Annotated in this window: 21 protein-coding genes; 8 read left to right on the top strand and 13 right to left on the bottom strand. The window is 55.0% G+C overall.

Annotated features, from left to right (window positions below):
- Positions 1–497, bottom strand: a 497-nt coding sequence (locus IE065_RS01040; protein WP_189510953.1) for a 5-formyltetrahydrofolate cyclo-ligase, incomplete at its 3' end; no start/stop codon positions are given.
- 51 nt (positions 498–548) lie between these two features.
- Here IE065_RS01040 and IE065_RS01045 point away from each other — a divergent pair.
- Both IE065_RS01045 and orn read left to right on the top strand, forming a co-directional pair.
- Entirely contained in the window at positions 549–1088 is a 540-nt protein-coding gene (locus IE065_RS01045) for an adenine phosphoribosyltransferase (RefSeq protein ID WP_189510955.1), read from the top strand.
- Positions 1089–1139: 51 nt separating this feature from the next.
- Positions 1140–1685 (top strand): oligoribonuclease, encoded by a 546-nt coding sequence (gene orn, locus IE065_RS01050; protein WP_189510957.1) that lies wholly within the window; start codon positions 1140–1142, stop codon positions 1683–1685.
- A gap of 23 nt (positions 1686–1708) precedes the next feature.
- Here the strand turns inward: orn and IE065_RS01055 are convergent, their stop codons facing one another.
- Entirely contained in the window at positions 1709–2578 is an 870-nt protein-coding gene (locus IE065_RS01055) for an SMP-30/gluconolactonase/LRE family protein (RefSeq protein WP_189510959.1), read from the bottom strand.
- A 65-nt stretch (positions 2579–2643) separates the two neighbouring features.
- On the opposite strand from IE065_RS01055, the gene IE065_RS01060 reads away from it, so the two are divergent.
- A complete protein-coding gene (locus IE065_RS01060; RefSeq protein ID WP_189510961.1) occupies positions 2644–3117 on the top strand; it encodes a hypothetical protein in 474 nt (157 codons plus the stop codon).
- Between the two features lie 11 nt (positions 3118–3128).
- On the opposite strand, the gene IE065_RS01065 is transcribed toward IE065_RS01060, so the two are convergent.
- Both IE065_RS01065 and IE065_RS01070 read right to left on the bottom strand, forming a co-directional pair.
- A complete protein-coding gene (locus IE065_RS01065) occupies positions 3129–3383 on the bottom strand; it encodes a hypothetical protein (protein WP_189510963.1) in 255 nt (84 codons plus the stop codon).
- Positions 3384–3539: 156 nt separating this feature from the next.
- Positions 3540–5507: a phospho-sugar mutase gene (locus IE065_RS01070; RefSeq protein WP_189510965.1), complete on the bottom strand. Its 1968-nt coding sequence runs from the start codon at positions 5505–5507 to the stop codon at positions 3540–3542.
- A gap of 124 nt (positions 5508–5631) precedes the next feature.
- Here IE065_RS01070 and IE065_RS01075 point away from each other — a divergent pair, with 124 nt between their 5' ends.
- Complete coding sequence (locus IE065_RS01075) at positions 5632–8826, top strand: PAS domain S-box protein (RefSeq protein ID WP_189510967.1); 3195 nt, start codon at positions 5632–5634, stop codon at positions 8824–8826.
- Here the strand turns inward: IE065_RS01075 and surE are convergent.
- The 5 genes from surE to ribB form a co-directional block, all read right to left on the bottom strand.
- Entirely contained in the window at positions 8823–9599 is a 777-nt protein-coding gene (gene surE / locus IE065_RS01080; protein WP_189510969.1) for a 5'/3'-nucleotidase SurE, read from the bottom strand. The genes IE065_RS01075 and surE overlap by 4 nt on opposite strands.
- Before the next feature lie 109 nt (positions 9600–9708).
- Entirely contained in the window at positions 9709–10647 is a 939-nt protein-coding gene (gene ftsY / locus IE065_RS01085; RefSeq protein ID WP_229792032.1) for a signal recognition particle-docking protein FtsY, read from the bottom strand.
- Between the two features lie 18 nt (positions 10648–10665).
- Entirely contained in the window at positions 10666–11127 is a 462-nt protein-coding gene (nusB, locus tag IE065_RS01090; protein ID WP_189510970.1) for a transcription antitermination factor NusB, read from the bottom strand.
- 4 nt (positions 11128–11131) lie between these two features.
- The gene (gene ribH, locus IE065_RS01095) at positions 11132–11704 is read right to left on the bottom strand and encodes a 6,7-dimethyl-8-ribityllumazine synthase (RefSeq protein ID WP_189510972.1); all 573 of its coding nucleotides are present in this window, start codon (positions 11702–11704) and stop codon (positions 11132–11134) included.
- A gap of 68 nt (positions 11705–11772) precedes the next feature.
- Positions 11773–12879 carry a 3,4-dihydroxy-2-butanone-4-phosphate synthase gene (ribB, locus tag IE065_RS01100; protein WP_200163286.1) on the bottom strand — a complete coding sequence of 369 codons (1107 nt, stop codon included), beginning with the start codon at positions 12877–12879 and terminating at the stop codon, positions 11773–11775.
- A 106-nt stretch (positions 12880–12985) separates the two neighbouring features.
- Here ribB and IE065_RS01105 point away from each other — a divergent pair, with 106 nt between their 5' ends.
- Positions 12986–13825 carry a class I SAM-dependent methyltransferase gene (locus tag IE065_RS01105; RefSeq protein WP_189510974.1) on the top strand — a complete coding sequence of 280 codons (840 nt, stop codon included), beginning with the start codon at positions 12986–12988 and terminating at the stop codon, positions 13823–13825.
- Between the two features lie 206 nt (positions 13826–14031).
- The gene (locus tag IE065_RS01110; RefSeq protein ID WP_189510976.1) at positions 14032–14766 is read left to right on the top strand and encodes a hypothetical protein; all 735 of its coding nucleotides are present in this window, start codon (positions 14032–14034) and stop codon (positions 14764–14766) included.
- A 59-nt stretch (positions 14767–14825) separates the two neighbouring features.
- Here IE065_RS01110 and pyrC read toward each other — a convergent pair whose 3' ends face one another.
- Positions 14826–15818: a dihydroorotase gene (gene pyrC, locus IE065_RS01115; RefSeq protein ID WP_189510978.1), complete on the bottom strand. Its 993-nt coding sequence runs from the start codon at positions 15816–15818 to the stop codon at positions 14826–14828.
- Positions 15819–15905: 87 nt separating this feature from the next.
- Between pyrC and IE065_RS01120 the strand changes: the two genes are divergently transcribed.
- Positions 15906–17216, top strand: a complete 1311-nt coding sequence (locus tag IE065_RS01120; RefSeq protein WP_189510980.1) for a serine hydrolase — start codon at positions 15906–15908, stop codon at positions 17214–17216.
- A gap of 1 nt (position 17217) precedes the next feature.
- On the opposite strand, the gene IE065_RS01125 is transcribed toward IE065_RS01120, so the two are convergent.
- Positions 17218–17586 (bottom strand): DUF2237 family protein, encoded by a 369-nt coding sequence (locus IE065_RS01125; RefSeq protein WP_189510982.1) that lies wholly within the window; start codon positions 17584–17586, stop codon positions 17218–17220.
- 122 nt (positions 17587–17708) lie between these two features.
- Here IE065_RS01125 and IE065_RS01130 point away from each other — a divergent pair, with 122 nt between their 5' ends.
- Positions 17709–18191: a hypothetical protein gene (locus IE065_RS01130; protein WP_189510984.1), complete on the top strand. Its 483-nt coding sequence runs from the start codon at positions 17709–17711 to the stop codon at positions 18189–18191.
- Between the two features lie 155 nt (positions 18192–18346).
- Here IE065_RS01130 and IE065_RS01135 read toward each other — a convergent pair whose 3' ends face one another.
- On the bottom strand, positions 18347–19546 hold the full coding sequence (locus IE065_RS01135) for an AIR synthase-related protein (RefSeq protein ID WP_189510986.1): 1200 nt from the start codon (positions 19544–19546) through the stop codon (positions 18347–18349).
- A 177-nt stretch (positions 19547–19723) separates the two neighbouring features.
- Positions 19724–20377, bottom strand: a complete 654-nt coding sequence (thrH, locus tag IE065_RS01140; RefSeq protein ID WP_229792033.1) for a bifunctional phosphoserine phosphatase/homoserine phosphotransferase ThrH — start codon at positions 20375–20377, stop codon at positions 19724–19726.
- Between the last annotated feature and the right edge of the window lie 62 nt (positions 20378–20439).

The following is a 20439-nucleotide window of genomic DNA, read 5'->3' on the forward strand; positions in this document are numbered from 1 at the left end:
GCCTCATCGGGAATGGCTTCGACCATTTGGCGGTCGTAAGCCAAGCCGATTTTAATCGCCGTGACGCCTTTTAACAGACGGTCGTAATAGCCCTTACCATAGCCAATACGGTGGCCGCGCAGATCGAAGGCAGCCCCCGGAACGATAACGACCTGAACGCTAACAGGATCGACCTCACGCAGGCCAGCGATGGGCTCCATTATCCCAAAAGCGCCGGGTTGCAATTCGTCGAGGGTCGTCAGCTCATGCACATGCAGCTCATCACCATTGACCCGCGGAGCCAGGACGGTCTTGCCGCCGAAGCTTCTGTTCATCAAAGCATGGGTATCGACTTCACTGCCATAGGACACATAGAAGAGCACGCGCTGCGCCTGCTGAAAATCAGGCAACGCAAAAAGGCGCTGCATAATCTGTTGGTCGCGCGCTTCGCGCTCCTCAGGATGTAGGGCGCTACGGCGAGCGAGCGCACGGTGGCGGAGAGCGGCTTTAGTCGACATCAGTGTAAAAGAACTTGAGCAGGTGGCAGAATTGAGCGTTGATCCCGTAGTATGAAAGCTGAACGCATCAAAGCAAGCATTCGCACTATCCGGGGTTGGCCTCATGAAGGCATTAATTTCCGCGACGTGACCACGCTCTTCGAAGACCCCGCGGCCTTCCGCTCGGTGCTTAACCGCATCGCTGGATGGGCAGAGGAAGAGGAGTTTGACATCGTCGTCGGCATTGACGCTCGGGGCTTCATTCTCGCTGGTGCCCTAGCCTATCAACAGCACCTCCCACTGGTTCTCGTTCGCAAAAAAGGCAAGCTGCCCTTCACCACGATCAGTGAAGACTACGAGCTGGAATACGGCTCGGCTACTGTTGAGACCCACGACTCCCCCATCATCGAAGGCAAACGTGTGCTGATCGTCGACGACCTTCTGGCCACTGGCGGCACCGCCCTAGCCGCGGCCCGCTTAATCCGTCGGCTCGGGGCCCGCGCTGTCTCATTTGCCGCAATCATTGATTTAGTCGAGCTACCCGGCCGCGAAGCCCTCACAAAAAGCGGCATCGACGTCTACACCGTGATTGATTTCACGGAAGCAGAATAGGCTCCCCCCCCCCCCGCTTGTGTATTAACAACGTTCTGAATTTTCTGACTCATGGCTGAATCCAAACAACCTGCCTGGTGCTGGCTTGACCTCGAAATGACCGGACTGGACTCATTGACGGATCGCATTATTGAGGCCGCGGTTATTGTCACATCGCCCGATTTCAGCGAAACACTGAACGAGTGGGAAACTGCGGTTTTTCAGCCGCCAGAAGTCCTCGCCAGCATGGATGAGTGGTGCCAGAAAACACATGGTGCCAGCGGTCTCACTGAACGCGTGCCACATGGCATCACAGAAGACGCCTTGGACGAAAAGCTCGCCGCGACGGTTGATCAATTCTGGAGTGAAAAGCCTGTCATCCTCTGCGGCAACTCAATTGGCCAGGACCGCAAATTCGTTGATCGCTATTTGCCGCGCTTTGCATCGAAGCTGCACTACCGGATGCTCGACGTGAGCAGCTTCAAGGTTGTCTTTCAGGAACGCTACGACCAAAGCTTTCCCAAACGCGGAACGCACCGTGCACTGGACGACATCCGCGAATCCATTGCCGAATTGCAGTTCTATTTGCAGGCAGTGGACGTGACTCGGCTTTCGTAAACCAGCTCCAGACGAAGCGTTGCCTAACCCCAGGTCGCCGTTGGGAAGCCTACTGCATCAACAGGGCAGACAAACACCTTGCCCGCATGGGGTTGCTCAGCACGTTGTTCGGAAGTCAAATTATAGCATCCCGTGGTAATATAAAGCTCGTTCATCCCCCCCCCTCCAAAGGCGCAACTCGTGACTTGGGCCGCTGGCACATGGATATGCTCCATTTTTTGACCCGTTGCTGGGTTGTAGCGTGCGACCTGCCATCCCCCCCAGTGGGCAATCCATAGATGGTCGTCTTGGTCGATGCACATGCCGTCTGGATGGCCGTCTTCCGCCGGAATTTCGATGCAGACCTTGCGATTGCTGATAGCGCCGGTTTCGGCCGCATAGTCAAAACGCACAATCTGCCTTGTGGGCGTGTCGATGTAGAAAAAATGTTTCTGGTCCTTGCTCCAAGCCAGACCATTTGAACAACCAACCGGAGCCAAAACCTGCTGACAGGACCCGTCCTTACCCAAGGAATATAGCGCCGCGCCCTCGTTATCATCCACCAGCGACATCGTGCCGGCCACAAAACGACCGAAAGGGTCGCATTTTCCATCATTGAAGCGATTATCCGTGCGGCCCGGCTCGGGATCGGTGAGGTAGGTCAGATCATCGCCATCGGCGGAAAGGTGGTAAAAACCCTCCTCGAGTGCACACACAAAGCCCCCCTCCTTCGCTGGAACCACGGCACCAACGCGGCGTGGAAACTCGTATACAACGACTACGTTTTCACCTTCGAGGCGAAGCAGTTGCTTGCCTTCGATGTCAACGTAATGAATTGCCCCATCGTGCCAGAAAGGGCCTTCGCCCAACACGGCGGCATGATCGGTGAGGAGCGTGGCGGTGTAGGTTTTCATATGATGATCACAGAGGGTCCGCTTTGGCTTGGCAAGGACAAGTCGAGTCGCTAAACGATTGTGATATGCTGCTAAAATCTGATGTCATCGCGGCGTTGATCGCCAATCTGGAGGAAGAGCTGGCGGCGGCGGAACATGCCTCACGCGATGCGGCGTCCTACGCTACTGATGAAGAGTCCCGCGCCGAAAGCAAGTGGGACACCCAAGGGCTAGAGGCCTCTTACCTCGCCGCTGGGCAAGCCACCCACGCCAAGGAAGTCTCCAAAGCACTCGGCAATATCATCGGCCAACGCATCGAGCTGGAGCGCGCCTGCACCTCCGTCCAACGTGGAGCCTTGATCCAATGTCAGCTCGGTAAATCCCGCGAATGGTTCTTCTTCGCCCCTAGCGGCGGCGGCGAAACGCTTGCCATTGACGGAACCGAAGTCACGGTCATCACGCCAGATTCACCCATTGCACACCTGCTAGTCGGCCACGGCACGGGCGACGACTTTACTCTGCCCAACGGAGCGCCGGGCAAGGTCTTGGCTGTCTTGTAGACGCAGACGGATTAATACCGCTCGTTTAGTCCAGCTCGACCCGGCTCTTCGCGCTGGAAGGGAGAAACGTATTGTTGCTCATTCTGGCGGGCCTTGTTGCCCTCTTCGACTTTTTCAAGGTAGGACTCGGGATCAGTCGTTTTACCGGTCAAGACCGAGCCTACCGGAGTAGCCTCCACGTCGTTTTCGGGCTGGTCGCCGCACCCCGTGAAGAGGGCGCAGTGAGCGGTGAGGAGCAATAGAGAAACAGTGAGTGACAATCGCATAGCGGAGATAATTCTTCTCCATTACTGCTGAGCGTCAAGCGCGTTGTTGGGGACAAACAAATCGCTTTCCACTGCTGAGTAGCCAGCGATGAGAAAAAGCAGACTGAGCCAGCTTAATCTCATCGCGCTTCCAATTTCGAGGTAACGGAACATTTCCTAGCCCACGGCCCGCTTGCGGGCCTCGGCTTCGATCGCCACTTCCAGAGCCTTAAGTTTTTCCTTGGTGGCGGACTGGACGCTAGCCAGCTCATCAGCGGAACCGACGGACTCGCACGCAAAGCAGTAGAACTTAATCTTGGGCTCGGTGCCGGAGCCGCGGGCTGCAACCTTGTAGCCGTTCTCCAAGGTGAGAAAATAGAAGTCTTCCTTGGGAATATTCTTCCCGTCGGCGTCCTTGAGCTTGTCCTTCCCGAAGTCGATCATCTCCTTGACCGCAATGCCACCGATTTCCTTGGGGGGATCGCTGCGTAGGCTCGCGATGATGTTCTTGATGGCCTGAGCACCGGTTGCACCTTCGAAGTAAAGGTTGACCAAAGACTCCAAGTGATAGCCATACTGTAAGTGAATCGCATCAAGGTATTCCTGGAACGTCTGGTCGGTTTTCTTAAGATAGGCCGCGAGCTCGCAGATCATCAGGCAGGCGGCGTTGGCATCTTTGTCGCGGACACGATCACTGGCGAGATAGCCATAGCTTTCCTCACCGCCGAAGACGTAGAATGTGCTGTATTCGAGCAACAGTTGAACGCGAGTGGAGAGGTCAGTGTGATCGTAATCAAGTGCAATGCCCTCTTCTTCAAACATCTTCTCTTCCAGCTCACTCTGATAGATGCCGAGTTTTTCGCCGATCCATTTAAAGCCGGTCAGCGTGTTGATGCACTTCAGACCGTTGCCCTTGGCAATGGCTTCTTGAAGCGGCGTGGTGACGAAGGTCTTGATCAAAGCCGCGCTTTGCGTGCCGCCTTCCGGCAAAATGCCGATTTCCTGTAGGGCTTTTACTCGGTATTCAGCCAGCATGGAGCCCGTCATATTGCCGGTAAAGAGAGTCCACTCGCCATTACGATCGGGCGCGGCGAGGGCCATTCGGTCGTCATCCGGGTCCGTGGCTAAGACGAGATCAGCACCAACTTCCTTAGCCTTTGCAACGGCCATGCTGAGGGCCTCGGCGTTTTCTGGATTCGGCGACTTGACTGTTGGGAAACGGGGGTCCATCTCCCATTGCTCCGGCACAGCGATCACTTCGACGCCAAACTCCTTGAGCAGTGGTACTGAAGCAACCCCGCCCGTACCGTGAATCGGCGTAAAGACAGCCTTCGGGTGAAATTCTTCTAGCAGGTCGGGGTCGAGGACGTTGTCTTCGAGAACGTCGAGGTAGGCCTCGTCTTGCGACTCTGGCAGCGTGACAACCTTGGAAATATCGACTTCGAGGAACTCGGGGAGTTCGGCCCAATCAACTGCACGAACAAGGTCAATGATACCTTCAGCATGCGGCGAAACGACTTGCGCACCGTCGTTAAAATAGCACTTGAAGCCGTTGTCGTGCGATGGGTTATGGCTAGCGGTGATGACGACGCCTGCCGTTGCACCCAAGTTCCTTACGGCAAAACTAAGTGACGGCGTGGAGCGGGGACCGTCGAAGATCATCGCTAGGCCACCCAGCTTTGTCCAAATGCTGGCCGAGAGCTCGCAGAAGTGTCGCGAGAAGTAGCGGACATCGTGCGCGATAACGAGCTTAGGCGTGTCGTAAATTTCTTCATCGGCCAAGTATTGCGCGCAGTAGCGGTAGAGGCCGATCGTGGCGCGAGCGACGTTGAAGTCATTCAAAACATTCGTGCCAATGGCTGCGTGCTCAGGACTATCCTTGGGCCCGAGAGTCCCGGTTTCTGCCTTAGCAGAAATTTTCCCGATAGTACGCCCACGCATGCCACCAGTGCCAAACTTCATGTGCTGGTAAAAGCGGTCATTGAGTTCTTCCCATTGCGCATCATCAACGAGTTCCTCAATCGAAGCCATCGCCCAGTTTGGTAGGAAGCCGCCGGAAACGAAGGCTTCTAAATTTTCAACGGAGGAGGCCAGCAGCTTGCCATCAGCGCCGGCTTGTTTGATTTTATCCAACACAGTAGCCATAAAAGAAAGACTAGGCAGGATTCGGGCGGACGATAAACAATAAATTTCGCAAGGTTTGCGTTACAAAATTGTCATTTTTCAGTGTGGTAATCTGCATACTTGTTCATTTGAATGCTATCCCCCTATGGACGACATCGTATCGTCTGCCTCACCGGAGGCCCCCAAACCAGAATCTTCGAGCGACGAAATCAAACGCTTGCGGGATGAGCTTTGTACCAGTCAGAAGCGAATCGCAGAGCTGGAACAAAAAAAGAACATACTTACTGAAGCTCATGAGATTGGTGGCATTGGCAGTTGGGAGTTAGATCCGCAAAGCGGTGAATTAATTTTATCCGATGAAATACGGAAGCTATTCAACATAGATCCTGATTATAACCCCAGTGTCGAGGACGTGCTCAATGGCATTGCTCCAGAGCACCAACCTCAGTTTAAGGCAGTGTTGTTTGGAAAGATCGAGGACGGCAAAACAGTGTCTGCTCGCTTGCGACTGCATCGGCAAAATGGTGAAATACGCTGGATTCGATTGATAGGACGCATTCGCCAGACAGAAAGCGAACCCATCCGTTACGGTATCGTGCAAGATATTGAAGAACTGGCGAAGGCCGAGCGCGTGCTGGCTGAGAGCGAGGAACGGTGGCAATTGGCCCTCGAGGGTAGCGAAGACGGCGTCTGGGATTGGGACTTACGCACGAATGACGTTGTCTTTTCTGATCGCTGGAAATCCATGCTCGGATACACCTCGGACGACATTGAGAATGACTACAGCGCGTGGGAGACTCTGCTGCGGCCGGATGACTTGCCATTTGCTGTGGCAGCGATCAACGATTATTTGGAGGGCAGGACTAAACAATACTCAGCAGAATTCCGCATGCTCACCAAAGAAGGTGAATGGTGTTGGATACATTCCCGCGGCAAAGCCGTGTTCGATCACAACGGTAAACCGACCCGAATGCTCGGCACTCACACCGACATCACTGATCGAAAGAAGCAGGAAGAGGCATTTAAGCGACTCTCCCTTGTCGCCAGCAAAACCACCACCGGCGTCGTCATTACCGATGAAAAAGGCCATCTGACTTGGGTAAACAAAGCCTTTGAGCGCATGACCGGGTTTTACATGGAGGATGTCTTGGGCAAATCCCCTGGCTCGCTGCTCCAAGGCCCTGCCACCGAAGCAGCCACCAACGAAACCATGAAGCAGGGCATTCGCATGGGCCAGGGTTTCCATGTCGAGATTCTTAATTACCGTAAATCTGGCGTCCCTTTCTGGGTCGAGGTCGAGGCCACGCCTGTACACGACGTAGATGGGCGACTGATCAATTTCATCGCCATCACAACGGACATCACAACGCGCAAGCTCGATCGTGAACGTATTGAGGAAAGCGAACGCCGTTTCCGGGATATCAGTAATGCGGCCGGAGAATTCATCTGGGAGCACGATATAAACGGGCACTTCACCTATGCATCAGAGCGCGTCAAAGAGGTGACAGGCTTCTCTCCTGGTGAATTCATTGGGCTACATCCAAAGGACATGATCCACCCGGATGCCATGGAGGAATTTAGGGCGAGATACACCGACATCGTTACGAACCAAAAGACCTTCAACAACATGGAGGTACTGACGAAGCACAAAAATGGCAGCCCAATTTGGTTAAACATCAGTGGGGTTCCCATGCATAATCGTGACGGAGTCTATGTTGGCTACCGAGGCGCTGGCATGGACATCAATCAGCGCAAACAGACCGAAGAAGAATTATCCACCCTTTACCAACGATTTCAGTTAGCAACGAACTCCGGGCGAATTGGCATTTGGGAATTCGATTTTTCTGAAAAACTTCTCGTTTGGGACGCCATCATGCACGAGATATTCAGGCTCCCAGCTGAGCGCTTCAGCGGCAGGCTCGACTCGTGGTCCAAAGTCATCGTGCAGGAGGACTACCACAACTTCGAGAGCACGCTGCAAACTGCCATCGAACGTGGCGGCAACTATCGTCTCAATTTTCGCATCATCTGGCCAGAAGGCGACATTCGCTACATCACCGGTAACGCACTGGTGCTGCTTGATTCCAATCGCCAACCCATGCGCATCATTGGCAGTAACTGGGACATTACCGAACAAAAGCACGCGGAGGAGGAAGCGATTCTAGCGAAGGAACAAGCCGAGGAGGCCAATCGAGCAAAAAGCGCCTTCCTCGCAATGATGAGTCACGAAATTCGCACTCCCATGAACGGCGTTCTCGGCATGGTCCAAGCTCTTAGTGAGACTAGGCTCGACGAAGAGCAGAAAGATTTCCTGAATACAATCGAATCCAGTAGTGGCTCATTGATGACCATCATTGACGACATCCTGGATTACTCAAAGGTAGAGGCAGGGCGCTTAGTCCTCGACCTGCGTCCCATTAGCATTGCATCCATCGTGCCCGGTGCGCTTTCCCTCTATTCGACTCACGCGGCCGAAAAGCATTTGGAGCTCGTCCAGCGCATCAATGACAGCGTGCCAAAGGCAATTATTGGGGACGAAACCCGCATCCGCCAAGTCCTCGTCAACCTCATTAATAACGCGATCAAGTTCACTCATCGAGGTCGGGTAACGGTTAAAGTCTCCGCAACCACGTCAATGAACGACAACAGTTGCCAACTTCATTTCTCAGTCGCGGACACTGGCATCGGCATCAAGAACGATCAATTGGAATCGCTCTTCGAGCCGTTTGTCCAAGCTGATGCTTCCATCTCTCGTCGATATGGCGGAACAGGACTTGGTTTGGCAATCAGTCGGCGACTGGTAGAGCTGATGGGCGGAGAAATTTGGTGTGAAAGCTCCCGCCTCCTCGGCACCATTTTTCACTTCACGATCAACGCGACTGTTACCGACCCCAACCAACTCAGTAGCCCGCCGGGCAGTGTTCATTTCGGTCGTCTTCGCAATCCAGGCAGGATTCTTCTGGCTGAAGATAATCCGATCAACCGCAAGGTCGTGCAATTCATCCTCAATCGAATGGGATGCGTTGTCGATAACGCGGCCAATGGGCGCGAAGCATTGGAACTATTTGATGAAGAGCCCTACGACGTCGTTTTGATGGATGTGCAAATGCCGGAAATTGATGGCATCACCGCGACCAAAGAGATCCGGAAGCGAACGGACGATGCGGAAACCCCTTGGATCATTGGCCTCTCAGCAGCTGCCACGAAGGAAGATGAAGAACGCGCCATCGAAGCTGGTATGAACGACTTCATAACCAAGCCACTTAAGCCCCAAGAGCTGGAAGCCGCGCTTCATCGCGCACCTATGCCACGCGAAAACACGCATTCGCCCGATGCCTAGTCCATCTGCCCTACCCGTCCGAAGTCGAGGCGTGTGTAGCTGATATTGCCGCGAACAAGGCAGGCCCAGTCATAGGTGCCGGTTTCCGGCGGTTCGCCGTCATTGTATTGGAAGTCAAAGGAGGATGGGCCGGATTTCTTAAACAGCGTCTTGATTTTAAAAGGCGACAGCGACGTCTGCTCGATCAGTGCCCCGGCGGTCGTCATCGACGGAAAATTGTAATTGTGCACAATGAGGCCATCCTGCCCCTCGGGCAACCGTTGCGATGCAAAATCACGTGCCCAGTCGCTCGCAGCTCTTAAGCTGTCTTCCAGAACGCCTTCTGCCTTGCCGTGGTTCTGCCGCAGCGTCTCGTAGACGGTATCCGGCACTTGATGCGAAAACGCCAACGCCGGTAGTCCCCACGCAGCCCCTTCCAACGCGCCTGCCACTGTGCCCGAAGAAAAAATCAACGGTGCCATGCAATTGAAGCCCAGATTGATGCCCGAGCAAACCGCATCCGGCATGTCGTCCACCAACAAGTGCCCCAACGCAATGTTCACGCAGTCACTCGGCGTGCCATCGAGCGCAAACGCACGACAAGGAAAATTCTCAGACTCAGCTAAATGAACTTCTCCATTGCGACTCATCGCACGCCCGATCCAGCTTTTCTCGCCCATCGGGGCCGCCACCGTCACCCGGAAATCTTTGACGAGCGCGTCCACCAGAACGCGCAGGAAATACGAATCGATGCCGTCATCATTGGTGACGAGAATGTGTTTTTGGTCTGCCATACAAAGTTAATATCTTAAACCACGAAGACCACCAAGCGTTCATACTGGAGTGCTCAATTTACTCCGGACTCAAAGAAGACTTCGTGGAGAATCACTTCCTCCACCCGGCTCACTCCCCCAACCCAAAGATCGCGTTCACGTAGTTGTCGACACTGAAGGGTTGCAGGTCTTCCTTCTGCTCACCGAGGCCGACGAAGTAGATCGGCAACTTGAGCTCGCGATAGATGCCGACCAGAGCGCCGCCACGGCTAGTGCCGTCAAGTTTCGTGATGATCAGGCCCGTCAGACCGAAAGACTCGTGGAATTTACGCGCCTGCTCGATAGAGTTGGAGCCGATAGAGCCGTCGACTACCAGCCAGCTATGATGTGGAGCAGTCGGGTCGTTCTTCTGAAGCACACGGCGAATTTTCTTTAGCTCCTCCATTAGGTTGCCCTTGGTGTGGAGGCGCCCAGCGGTATCGAGGATCAACACTTCGCGGTTGCGGGACTTCGCCGCCTGCCATGCATCAAACGCTACGGCGGCAGAGTCGGCACCATGATGACTGGAAATCAAATCGAGATCGAGACGCTCGGCCCAAGCCTTGATTTGCTCGTTGGCGGCGGCGCGGAAGGTGTCGCAGGCACCGATAGTCACGCCCTTACCGTCATCGGTAAAGCGCCAACCGAGCTTGGCCGTGGTGGTCGTCTTGCCCGAACCGTTGACCCCGATCAGGCAAATCACATCCGGATTAACGCCAGTGAGAAAATCTTCGGGCGGCTCCGCACCATCGAGCACACGGCGGAGAACGGCGGCACCGATCACGGCGGCATCCTGTCCGCGAAGGGACTTATCCTTTTTGTAGGCAGCCTGAATCTCATCCATGATCTCGGTCGCGGTTTCCACACCAAAGTCCGCGCCATAAAGCGCTTCCTCAAGATCGTCGAGACTGCCTTGATCAAGCTTCTTGCCGCTGAATACACCACCGACTTTGCCAAAGGCCTTGTAGAAGGTGGGCGTCGTGCGCTTCAGGCCTTCATTGAAGCGGCTGAGAAAAGATTTCATCGCCATGACTTTAACTCCCCCAATTTACTCTGTCGCCGCCGAGCGTAGTGGGCGGTGCAGGGTTTCCTTAAAACGGTCGAGGATACCATTGATGAAGCGGCGGGCGTCGGGGTCGGAGAAATCTTTGGCCAAATCAATGGCTTCGTTGATCGTAACGATCGGCGGAATATCCAAGCGGAAGTTCAGCTCATAAATAGCCAGACGCAGGATAGCCAAGTCGACCTTGGCAATGCGGTCGAAGCTCCAGTTACGTGCGTATTCACGGATAACCTCATCGACCTTCTCATGTTTTTCCCAAGCTCCGTGGGCGAGTTCTTCACCAAAGGAATAAAAGTCGCGATCCTTCTCCTGATTACCAAAGAACATACGCAGGGCGTCGCCAATGTCTTGCGGGTCGTTGGACTCGCACATGTAAAGGAACTGCATCGCGGCGATGCGGTTTTGTCGGCGCGCACTGGGCGGCTTGCTGGGTGGCGTGTCGTCCATGTTCTTAGTTTTTTCGGAAAAGTCGCTTAAGGTCGTTGTCATCATCATCATCGTCGTCGTCGTCGAAATCTTCCATGAACTCATCCTCTTCCATCTGGTCGAGCGTCTCGATAACTTCCACTTTGTGGCGGGCCATCTCAATGGCGGCGCGGGCAAACTCAGCCCCGCGATCGAGCTCGCCAAGCACACGCTCTTTGGCCTGCTCTTCTGTGTTAGCAGTAATAATGCCGTTAATAATAGGCGTCTCAGTGCTCATCGCCGCTGTGTGCAGGGCATTGGCCGTGGAGTGCGCAATGACTTCGTCATGCGCAGTGCCGCCCTTAATAATAATGCCTAGACCGATGATCGCCTCATACTGGCCCGTTAGGCCATGCATGGCGGCGAGGTAAGGAATTTCATTGGACCCAGGCACCCGGGTGATATCGATATTTTCAATGTTCGCACCATATTCCACCAAGGTGGTGACGGCTCGTTTGATCAGTACATCGATCAGCTCGCCATTATAGCGGGCTGCAATAATCGAAAAATACAGATCACTCGCGTCGAGATCGTCAAACTGTGCTTGGTGCTGGCTCATGGTTCGGATTGAGTCGGAGGGAAGAAAGTGGGAATCAAGGTCGCTCTTGGCGATAAGAAAATCGTTCTCTATATCGGCGCGACTTCCACAATCTCAAGGTCATAACCGTCCAGCGCCACCACGCGAGGTTTCCCACTGGAGGACAACAGGCGGATTTGCCGTAGCCCGAGTTCAGATAGTATCTGCGCCCCAATGCCGTAGTCTCGAAAATCCATACCACGCCGACGAACGGCCAATTTACCTGCGTCTGCCTCGATTTTGACCCCCCCCCCTGGCTGTTCCAGATAAACGACGACTCCATGCCCCTCCTTGGCAATACGCTCCAAGGAACAGCTCAATGCGCCGAAACCGCCCATACCTTTGCCCCGGAAAAGGTCACCCAAAAGGTTTTCACTGTGGACGCGTACCAACGTCGGCTTCGGGCCAAGCTCGCCAAGTGTCAGCGCGATATGCTGGCGATCATCAAGCAGACTACTGAACACATGCAGATCGAAGACGCCATATTCACTCTCGAATTTCGTCTGGGCCACACGCTCTACAAGTTTATCTCGCTGGTGTCGGTAATGGATCAGTTGGGCGATGGAAATCAGCTTGAGGCCGTGCTCTTGCTTGAACTTGATCAAGTCAGGGAGACGCGCCATAGCCCCATCCTCATTCAGAATTTCGCAGATCACACCGCTCGGGTGCAGACCGGCGAGCTGGGCCAAGTCAACCGCCGCCTCGGTATGCCCAGCGCGCTGCAAAACACCGCCCGGACGAGCCTGAAGCGGGAACACGTGCCCTGGCTGAACCAGCATGTCTGACGTCGCCTTGGGGTCCGCCAAAATGCGGATCGTCGCGCTACGGTCGTAGGCGCTGATACCCGTGGTAATGCCCTCGGCGGCGTCAACACTCACCGTAAAATCCGTGCCGTGAGACTCACGATTCTCCGCAACCATGCGCTGGATGCCCAAGCGCCGCAACTGCGGCGCAACAGTCGGCACGCAAATCAGACCGCGAGCATGGCGGATCATCATATTAATGGACTCCGGGGTGGCCTTAGAAGCCGCGAGAACAAGATCACCCTCATTTTCACGGGACTCGTCGTCGGTCACAATCACGGGCACGCCCGCCGCGACATCCGCCAGCGCGCTCTCAATTGAATCAAAATGTGCGTCCTCCACCATGTTTTCCATACCGCACCTTGGCACGGAGATTGGCGGCTGTAAAGTCGCGTCGTAAGCTTGGTTTTACTCAGAAAAACCCCTTGGCACCGGGCAAGGTTTCCACCTTCATAGGCTCATGGACGACTATTCCCTGCTCGACAGTGGCCACGGACGAAAGCTGGAGCGCTTTGGTAAAGTGACGCTCGACCGCCCTTGCGCGCAGGCCGTGTGGAACCCCGCGCACCCAACGCGCTGGAAGCAGGCCGACGCGTTCTTCACGCGGGAAAACGGCTTAGAGTGGCGCGGTCGTGACCGGCTGCCTGAAAGTTGGCTAGCCAGCATTAACGGGGTCCAGATGAAACTTTCGACCACTGACTTTGGCCACTTGGGCGTCTTCCCCGAAACCCGCGCAATGTGGGACTGGATTCGCGCTTCGCTGGAAAAAGAAACGTCCCGTCGCAAAGAACCGCTGAATTTCCTCAATCTCTTTGCCTACTCTGGTGGGGCGACTCTTGCCGCCGCGCAGGGGGGGGGGCATTGCTGCCATGTCGATGCTTCCAAGGGCATGGTTGAGTGGGCGCGGGAAAATGCACGGCTCAACGGCCTGCAAGACCACCCGGTCCGCTGGATCGTTGATGACTGCAACAAATTCCTTCAGCGAGAACAGAGACGTAACCGACGTTACGACGCCATTTTGCTCGATCCACCTTCTTTTGGACGAGGAAAAAGCGGCGAGCTTTACAAGATTGAGCATGCACTGATGGAGACACTAGATCTAGTGAAAAACGTCCTGAGTGATCGCCCCTGCTTTGTTTACCTCACTAGCCACACACCAGGCTTTACCCCTATTGTCCTACAGAATTTACTACGACAATTGCTTGCCAAGGGCAAGGTGGAGGCGGGCGAGATGCTCCTAAGTGGCGAACCAGACGCACTTTGCGTACCTAGTGGGGCCTGGGCAAGGTGGATTATGTAGTGCTATTCAGGGCCATTGGGCCTTGGATTTCGAGTTTTTGTTCCGGTATTTCATTCATACAAATGAAACATACACCCTATTGTTAAAAACCCGTCATAGGGCGATAATCACCCTAGCGAAAACCCCTATCCTCGATTCGCGTAATGTCTAATTATCTCTCCATTTGGCGCACTTTAGCGTCCTGCATATTTATCACCCAAACAGTCATGGCGGCTGATTGGATTGGTGTGGATGATTTTGATTCACACCAAGACGGATCCTCCACCTCCACTAAACGTGCGTGGATGGATATTCGCAATTTCGAACCAGCAACGGTTACCACATTGCCAGACGGCAACCAGGTCGCGCAGATCGCGCCAGGGCAAGCTTTGGCCAGCAGCACGCGAGCCCAGTCACTAATGATCCCTGAAGGGGCGTCGGGCGTAATCTTTCTTAAGTTCCGAACACTCAAGGACTCCCGTTATTGGGGAGGTGTTTTTGGAATGGCCAGCAAAACCATTGTTTCGGAGAGCGATATCGCCGCCGCTTGGACCCTCGGCAATCCCAAGCAAGGCTCTCGACCAAACGCCACTTTGGCAGTCCTTAGCCCCGATGATGACCAAGTGCTGGTCAACAACCGTGGCCGTATGAACAAGGCCTATGAAGTCATGCCCGAGATCAAACCTGATGTCTGGTACAGCCTGTGGGTCACAGTAGACAACTCTCACGACGAAGTCCGCATGTATATACAAGGCGGCGACTTCGAAAAACGCACCGAACTAACTGATTTTCGAGACGATAAAAAAAATGCGTTCCAATTCCAGACCGCCAGCGCGTCTGATCTGACACACTTCGTGGTAATCAACCCCACGGACCCAGAGGACCATAACCCCCGCACAATTCAGATTGACGAGATCAATTTTTACGTCGAAGCAATGCCCTCCGCAGTAGCCGGGCGGTAATTATTCGGGAACGCGACTGAATCGCCGTTGAACGGCGAAACAGCAACAAGCCAGCGACTCTAGCCAACCACGCTCCAGCCAAGCTGCTTCCCAGCCCACATGGGGATAACATCGCCATAAGACGCAGGGATCGTCATTGCGGTGTCGCGCAAAGTAACGATTTTCTCCGGCGGCGTAACGCCGTAAATTTGTTGCGCATTGCCCGAAACAAAAGCCTGGAGCTTGTCCAGCGCGTCGTGCTTCGCGAAAAGATCAGCCATAAGCGCCAACGTGATCGGTGCTGTGAAGACTCCTGCCGCGCAGCCGCAACATTCCTTTTTGTGCTGGGGATGCGGGGCACTGTCTGTGCCCAGACTAAGCTTGGGGTGCGCCCGAAGCGCGGCAGCGAGCAAGGCGTCGCGGTCAGTCGGGCGCTTGGCGATCGGCTTACAGAACAGATGCGGATTCAGCATGCCGCCCGCGACGTCGTCCAGAGTGATGATCAAATGATGCGCCGTGACGGTCGCGTGGAGATTTTCAAAGCGGTCCAGCAAATCAACCGCATGCGCCGTCGTAATGTGCTCCATGACGATTTTGAGGCGCGGAAACTTCGTCGCAATCTGCTCGTAGACAGAGAGAAATTCACGCTCGCGGTCCATGACAAATCCATTGGTTTCACCGTGGACGAGGAGCGGGATTCCCAGTTCTTCCATCAGCGCCAGAGTCGCCTCGGCATCAGCCAGTTCTTTCACACCGCCCTCGCTGTTCGTCGTGATGCCTGCAGGGTAAAGTTTGATCGCCGTAATGTGCTCGCGGGCGGCTTCCAACTCTTCCCGGGTGTAGTTACGGAAAAACAGCGTCATATACGGCTCGAAAACTTCTCCGGCGGTCGCGGCGAGGATTTCTTCCCGATAGGCCAACAGGCGTGGCAGATTATCCACTGGTGGGACGAGATTCGGCATGATAATCGCGCCGGCAAAGGTCTGAGCGGTCAGCGGAGCGACCAATTTCAGCATTTCTCCTTCGCGGAGGTGCAAGTGCATATCGAGTGGCGACTTGAGTTTGATTTTCATCGCCACACAAGCTACAACCTATCCGTGCTATACGAAAAGATAATTTCCATGAGGTCGGTTTTTTCCCTCCTGACTCCCCTGTTAGCCGTGTCCAGCCTATCGGCACAAACCTTCGATGCCAAGCGCGTGCAGGACTACATCGACGCCCGGGTCGACCGTGAGCTGAACCAGTCGATCATTGTCGGCGTCATATCGCTCTCCGGCGAAAAATACTTTACCGCGGGTGAAGTATCAGCGAAAGATCCGCGCCCGCCCAAGCCGGAAGATGTTTTTGAAATTGGCGCGGTGACGGATATTTTCACGGCCACGGCAGCCGCCAGCCTCGTCGTTGACCGGCAAATCACCTGGATGCAGCCCGTCAACGCCTACCTCCCAGAGTATGTCGGCACACCGCATTTCGGGCACTTGCCCTTGCAGTTGGTGCATTTGGTCACACACACCAGCGGCCTGCCCCACAACCCGCCAAACCTCCAGCCCAAGGACGTCAGCGACCCCTTTGCTGACTTCACCAACGACCACACCTACGTCGCGATCAGCGTGATCGGGCTGACAATCCCCCCCGGCTCGGAATACCGCTTTTCCATGCTCGGCTACGGCCTGCTCGGCCACGTGCTGACCCTCCGCACCGGCCAAACCTTTAATGAGCTGATCCAGACGCGCGTCAGCCAGCCTCTAACGCTACAAGACACCACTGCCGTTCTCGATCCTGCTAAAATGGTCCCCGGCCATCAGGGCTTGCAGGAAGTCCCCAACTGGCATTGGGACGGCCTCGCGGGCGGCGGCGGACTCTACTCGTCGGCCCGCGACCTCCTCCGCCTTACCGCCGCCAACATGAGCATGATCAAGCTCGATAAGGACGACGAACGTGCCGTGCGGACCACGCAAAATGTTTTCACCAAAACCTCGATGCCCAACACCATGATTGGCTACGGCTGGCACGTGACCCGTAAAGCCCTCCAAGCTGTCTATTGGCAAAATGGCAAGACCGGCGGCTACGCGGCCTTTGTCGGCTTCAATCCTTCAACCAAAACCGGTTGTGTTGTCCTGACTAACTCCGCACAGGGCTTGGACGATGTGGGCTTCTACATCCTCGACCCGGAACAATATCCGCTGCCCAAACCTCCGCCTAGCGGCCTCCGCCCAGCAAAGCAATTAATGAAATATGAGGGCACTTACCAAGTCGGGCCTGACGCAAAAATCGACATCACACGCGACGGTGAAAAACTCTATGCGCAAATCCCCGGCCAGCCGCGCTACCGTGTCTACCCTGTCGGTAAGAACGAATTCGCCTACGCCACCGGCGACGTGCGCATTATCTTCGACGACAGCAAACGCGGCGTAAACGGCATCACCATGCTCATCGGCCTGAAGAAAATCCAGGGCAAGCGCATCAAGTAGTTCAGCGAATCAGCGCGTGCGCCTGCAGATCTTTCAGATCCACAAACTCCAGCGCTGTATTGTGACAGGCCTCCAAAACAACCAGCGGGGCACAACCGGCTGCCAACGCTTCCGCCCAACGTGTCACGCACAAGCACCAGCGATCACCCGGCTGTAATCCGGGAAAGCCATACTCCAGCATCGGCGTGGACAAGTCATTGCCACTCCGACGTGAAAATTCTAAAAACTCCGCCGTCATCTCCGCGCAAACGGTGTGCAGCCCCTGGTCCCCCGCGCCCGTCCGGCAATAGCCATCGCGATAAAAGCCCGTCATCGGGTCCTGACAGCAGCATTCCAGCTCAGTCCCGAGCACATTGGTTCGTTTAGGCATGGGGCAAAGTTAACGCCTATTGATAGTGGGGCAATCCGGTTTTAACTCGTCCAAACAAATGTGTGATTGCCGCTTCGTTGATTCACGTATATACCCTGTAACCTCACTCATCCCACCTGCCTATGGACAACAATTCGGCCGATTTCCAAGTGAAACTTTCTCCCATCGCCTCCATCGCGGTGATTCTCATCCTCTTATTGGGGACAGGCGGCCTCTATCTGGCGAAGCCAGAGCTGTTTGCTAAAATCACGAAACAGGCCACCAATACCAGCATGAAGACTCTCAGCCAAGAGAGCTACTTGCCGCAGATTGAAAGCAGCCTAAAGACTTTTTTGAAAAGCGCCGTCATTCGTCAGCTAATCGAGAATAAAGCCACCCAAACAGAATTTGATGCGGTGAAAGATATCCAGATCGAGTCCATTAATGCTGATCCGCGTGGTTATTTTAAAAATGAATTGGCGTTCTGGCATTCGACCGACCTTCGAAACGTCGAATTGAAAATAGGGTTCAAAACTGGTGGCAAATCCTATCAGGCTGAAGGTGAATTCACCGTGTCCGGTGCCAGTGATCGCATCAGTATGGACTATGCCAATCTCGTCAAGTGACGGGAATGCCCATCGTTACCGCAACCTTGGCACCTATCGGCGATAACAAGTAAATCAGCAGTCGTGCAGATTCTCCGCACCCTTTTTAACGATGTGCAAATTGCCTCCACGCCATTTTCGCAATGCGAAAATCTATCGGTCCAGCGGGACGCTGGCTAGTGAGCGTATTTGAGTGGCTTTTTGCCGTGCATCAGGGTCAGGTGATTGGCGCTGTCGGACTTTTCGGATTTCACGGTGTGGCCGATTTGCTGGGCATCGAGGCCGAAGCTTTCGATGGCCGCGAGGACCTTCTTTACTTTGCTCTTCGGGACGAATACTTCGAGGCGGTGGCCCATGTTGTAGACCTGATACATTTCCTTCCATGTCGACTTGCTCGCCTTCTGGATCGCCTTGAAAACGGGCGGTAGCGGCATGAGGTTGTCCTTCACGAAATGAACCTTATTGCCGAAGCGCAGGCATTTCGTCTGACCACCTCCAGAGCAGTGGACGAGCCCTCGAATGTCGCCGGGGAAATCTTTTAAGAGCTTCGCCACAACCGGCGCATAGGTGCGTGTGGGCGAAAGCAGTGCCTGGCCGACGGTCATACCGTCGCCGCCGGGCAACGGATCATCGAGCTTATACGGGCCGCAGTAGACGAGCTCCTTGTCGGTCATCGAATCGTAGGTCTCGGGATATTTTTTGCGGTAATAGGGCGCGAGCAGGTCGTGGCGCGCACTGGTCAAGCCGTTGCTGCCGATGCCGCTGTTGGGCGCGGTTTCGTAATCGCATTGCCCCGCCGAGCTGATGCCGATGATCGCCAAACCGGGACGAATTTTGTCACCGGTGATGACCGCATCACGGTCGAGGATCGCCGTCGCGCAGGAGTCGACTGTGACCGTGCCAGTGAGGTCGCCGACGTCGGCCGTTTCGCCGCCGCCGCTCTGGATGCCAAAACCGAAATCCCGCAACGTGCCAAGAAATTCTTCCGTACCCTGAATGAGCTGCGCCAACGCCTCTGCCGGGAAGCGGCGGGCATTGCGGTTGACGGTGCTGGAGAGCAGCACGCCACCAGTCACACCCACGCACAGGAGGTCGTCGACGTTCATCACAATACTGTCCTGCGCAATGCCACGGAAAACGGACACGTCACCCGTTTCGCGATAATGCAGGTAGGCGACGATGGACTTCGTGCCGCTGCCATCGGCGTGGATGACGTTGCACTTCTTCTTGTTCCCAGTCAGGAAATCCTCGGTCATCTTACAGAAGGCACCGGGAAAGAGTCCGCGATCGAGCTTGTCCACGGTGTCGTGAACTTCTTGTTTGCTACTGGAAACGCCGCGTGCGGCGTAGCGACCTTGATCAGTTTTCTTGGGCATTAAATTTCGAGTTCAGACGAGGTTGTTTCTCACAAAGGCACGAAGGCACAAAGATGTCAGCGAATTAAAGCGCGACTGGGTTTTGGCATTCTGTCGATGGATTAAGATAGTTTAAAACAAAAACTTCGCGCCTCTGTGCCTTCGTGAGAAAATACCCACGTCGGGCGGGCAGCGGCCCTACACAGCCAAGTATTTCTCAAGCAGCGCCTTCAGCTCGGCGTGCTCGGTGCAAACGGGAAGGTCGCTATTTTCGGCGGCAAATTGCTCACTCGGGCAGTAGAGGATGCCCTTGTCGGCGGAGCGGAGCATCGTGAGGTCATTGTAGGAATCACCGGCGGCGATGATTTCAAAGTTGAGGCTTTGTAGGGCACGGACAGCTTTTTCTTTCTGGTTGTCCTGACGAAGCTGATAGCCCGTAACACGGCCTTCAGGGTCGATGATCAGCTCGTGACAGAACAGCGTCGGGAAACCGAGCTGGGCCATCAGCGGTTGGGCGAACTGCGCGAAGGTGTCCGAGAGGATGATCACCTGCGAAACGGACATCAGCCATTTCATGAATTCCTGTGCGCCTGGCATGGGCGTCAATCCGCCGATGACTTCTTGGATAAGCGGCAGGCGGATGTCGTGCTGGGCCAGCAGATCGATCCGGTAATTCATGAGCACGTCGTAGTCCGGCTCGTCACGTGTGGTGCGCAAGAGGCCTTCCACCTGCGTACGCTCGGCGACCGCTTTCCAAATTTCGGGAATGAGCACCCCCTCCAGATCCAAACACACCAACTGCATGGTGGGCATCTTCGCGCCCGCGCGCGTGGCGTCAAGGGCAACGTGCATCCAGTCGCCCGTTGAACATATTTATTTTGCCTTCGCGTAATATCGAATTCGAGCGTCTCTGT

It is taken from the genome of Cerasicoccus arenae (assembly GCF_014651635.1).
Taxonomy (GTDB): domain Bacteria; phylum Verrucomicrobiota; class Verrucomicrobiia; order Opitutales; family Cerasicoccaceae; genus Cerasicoccus; species Cerasicoccus arenae.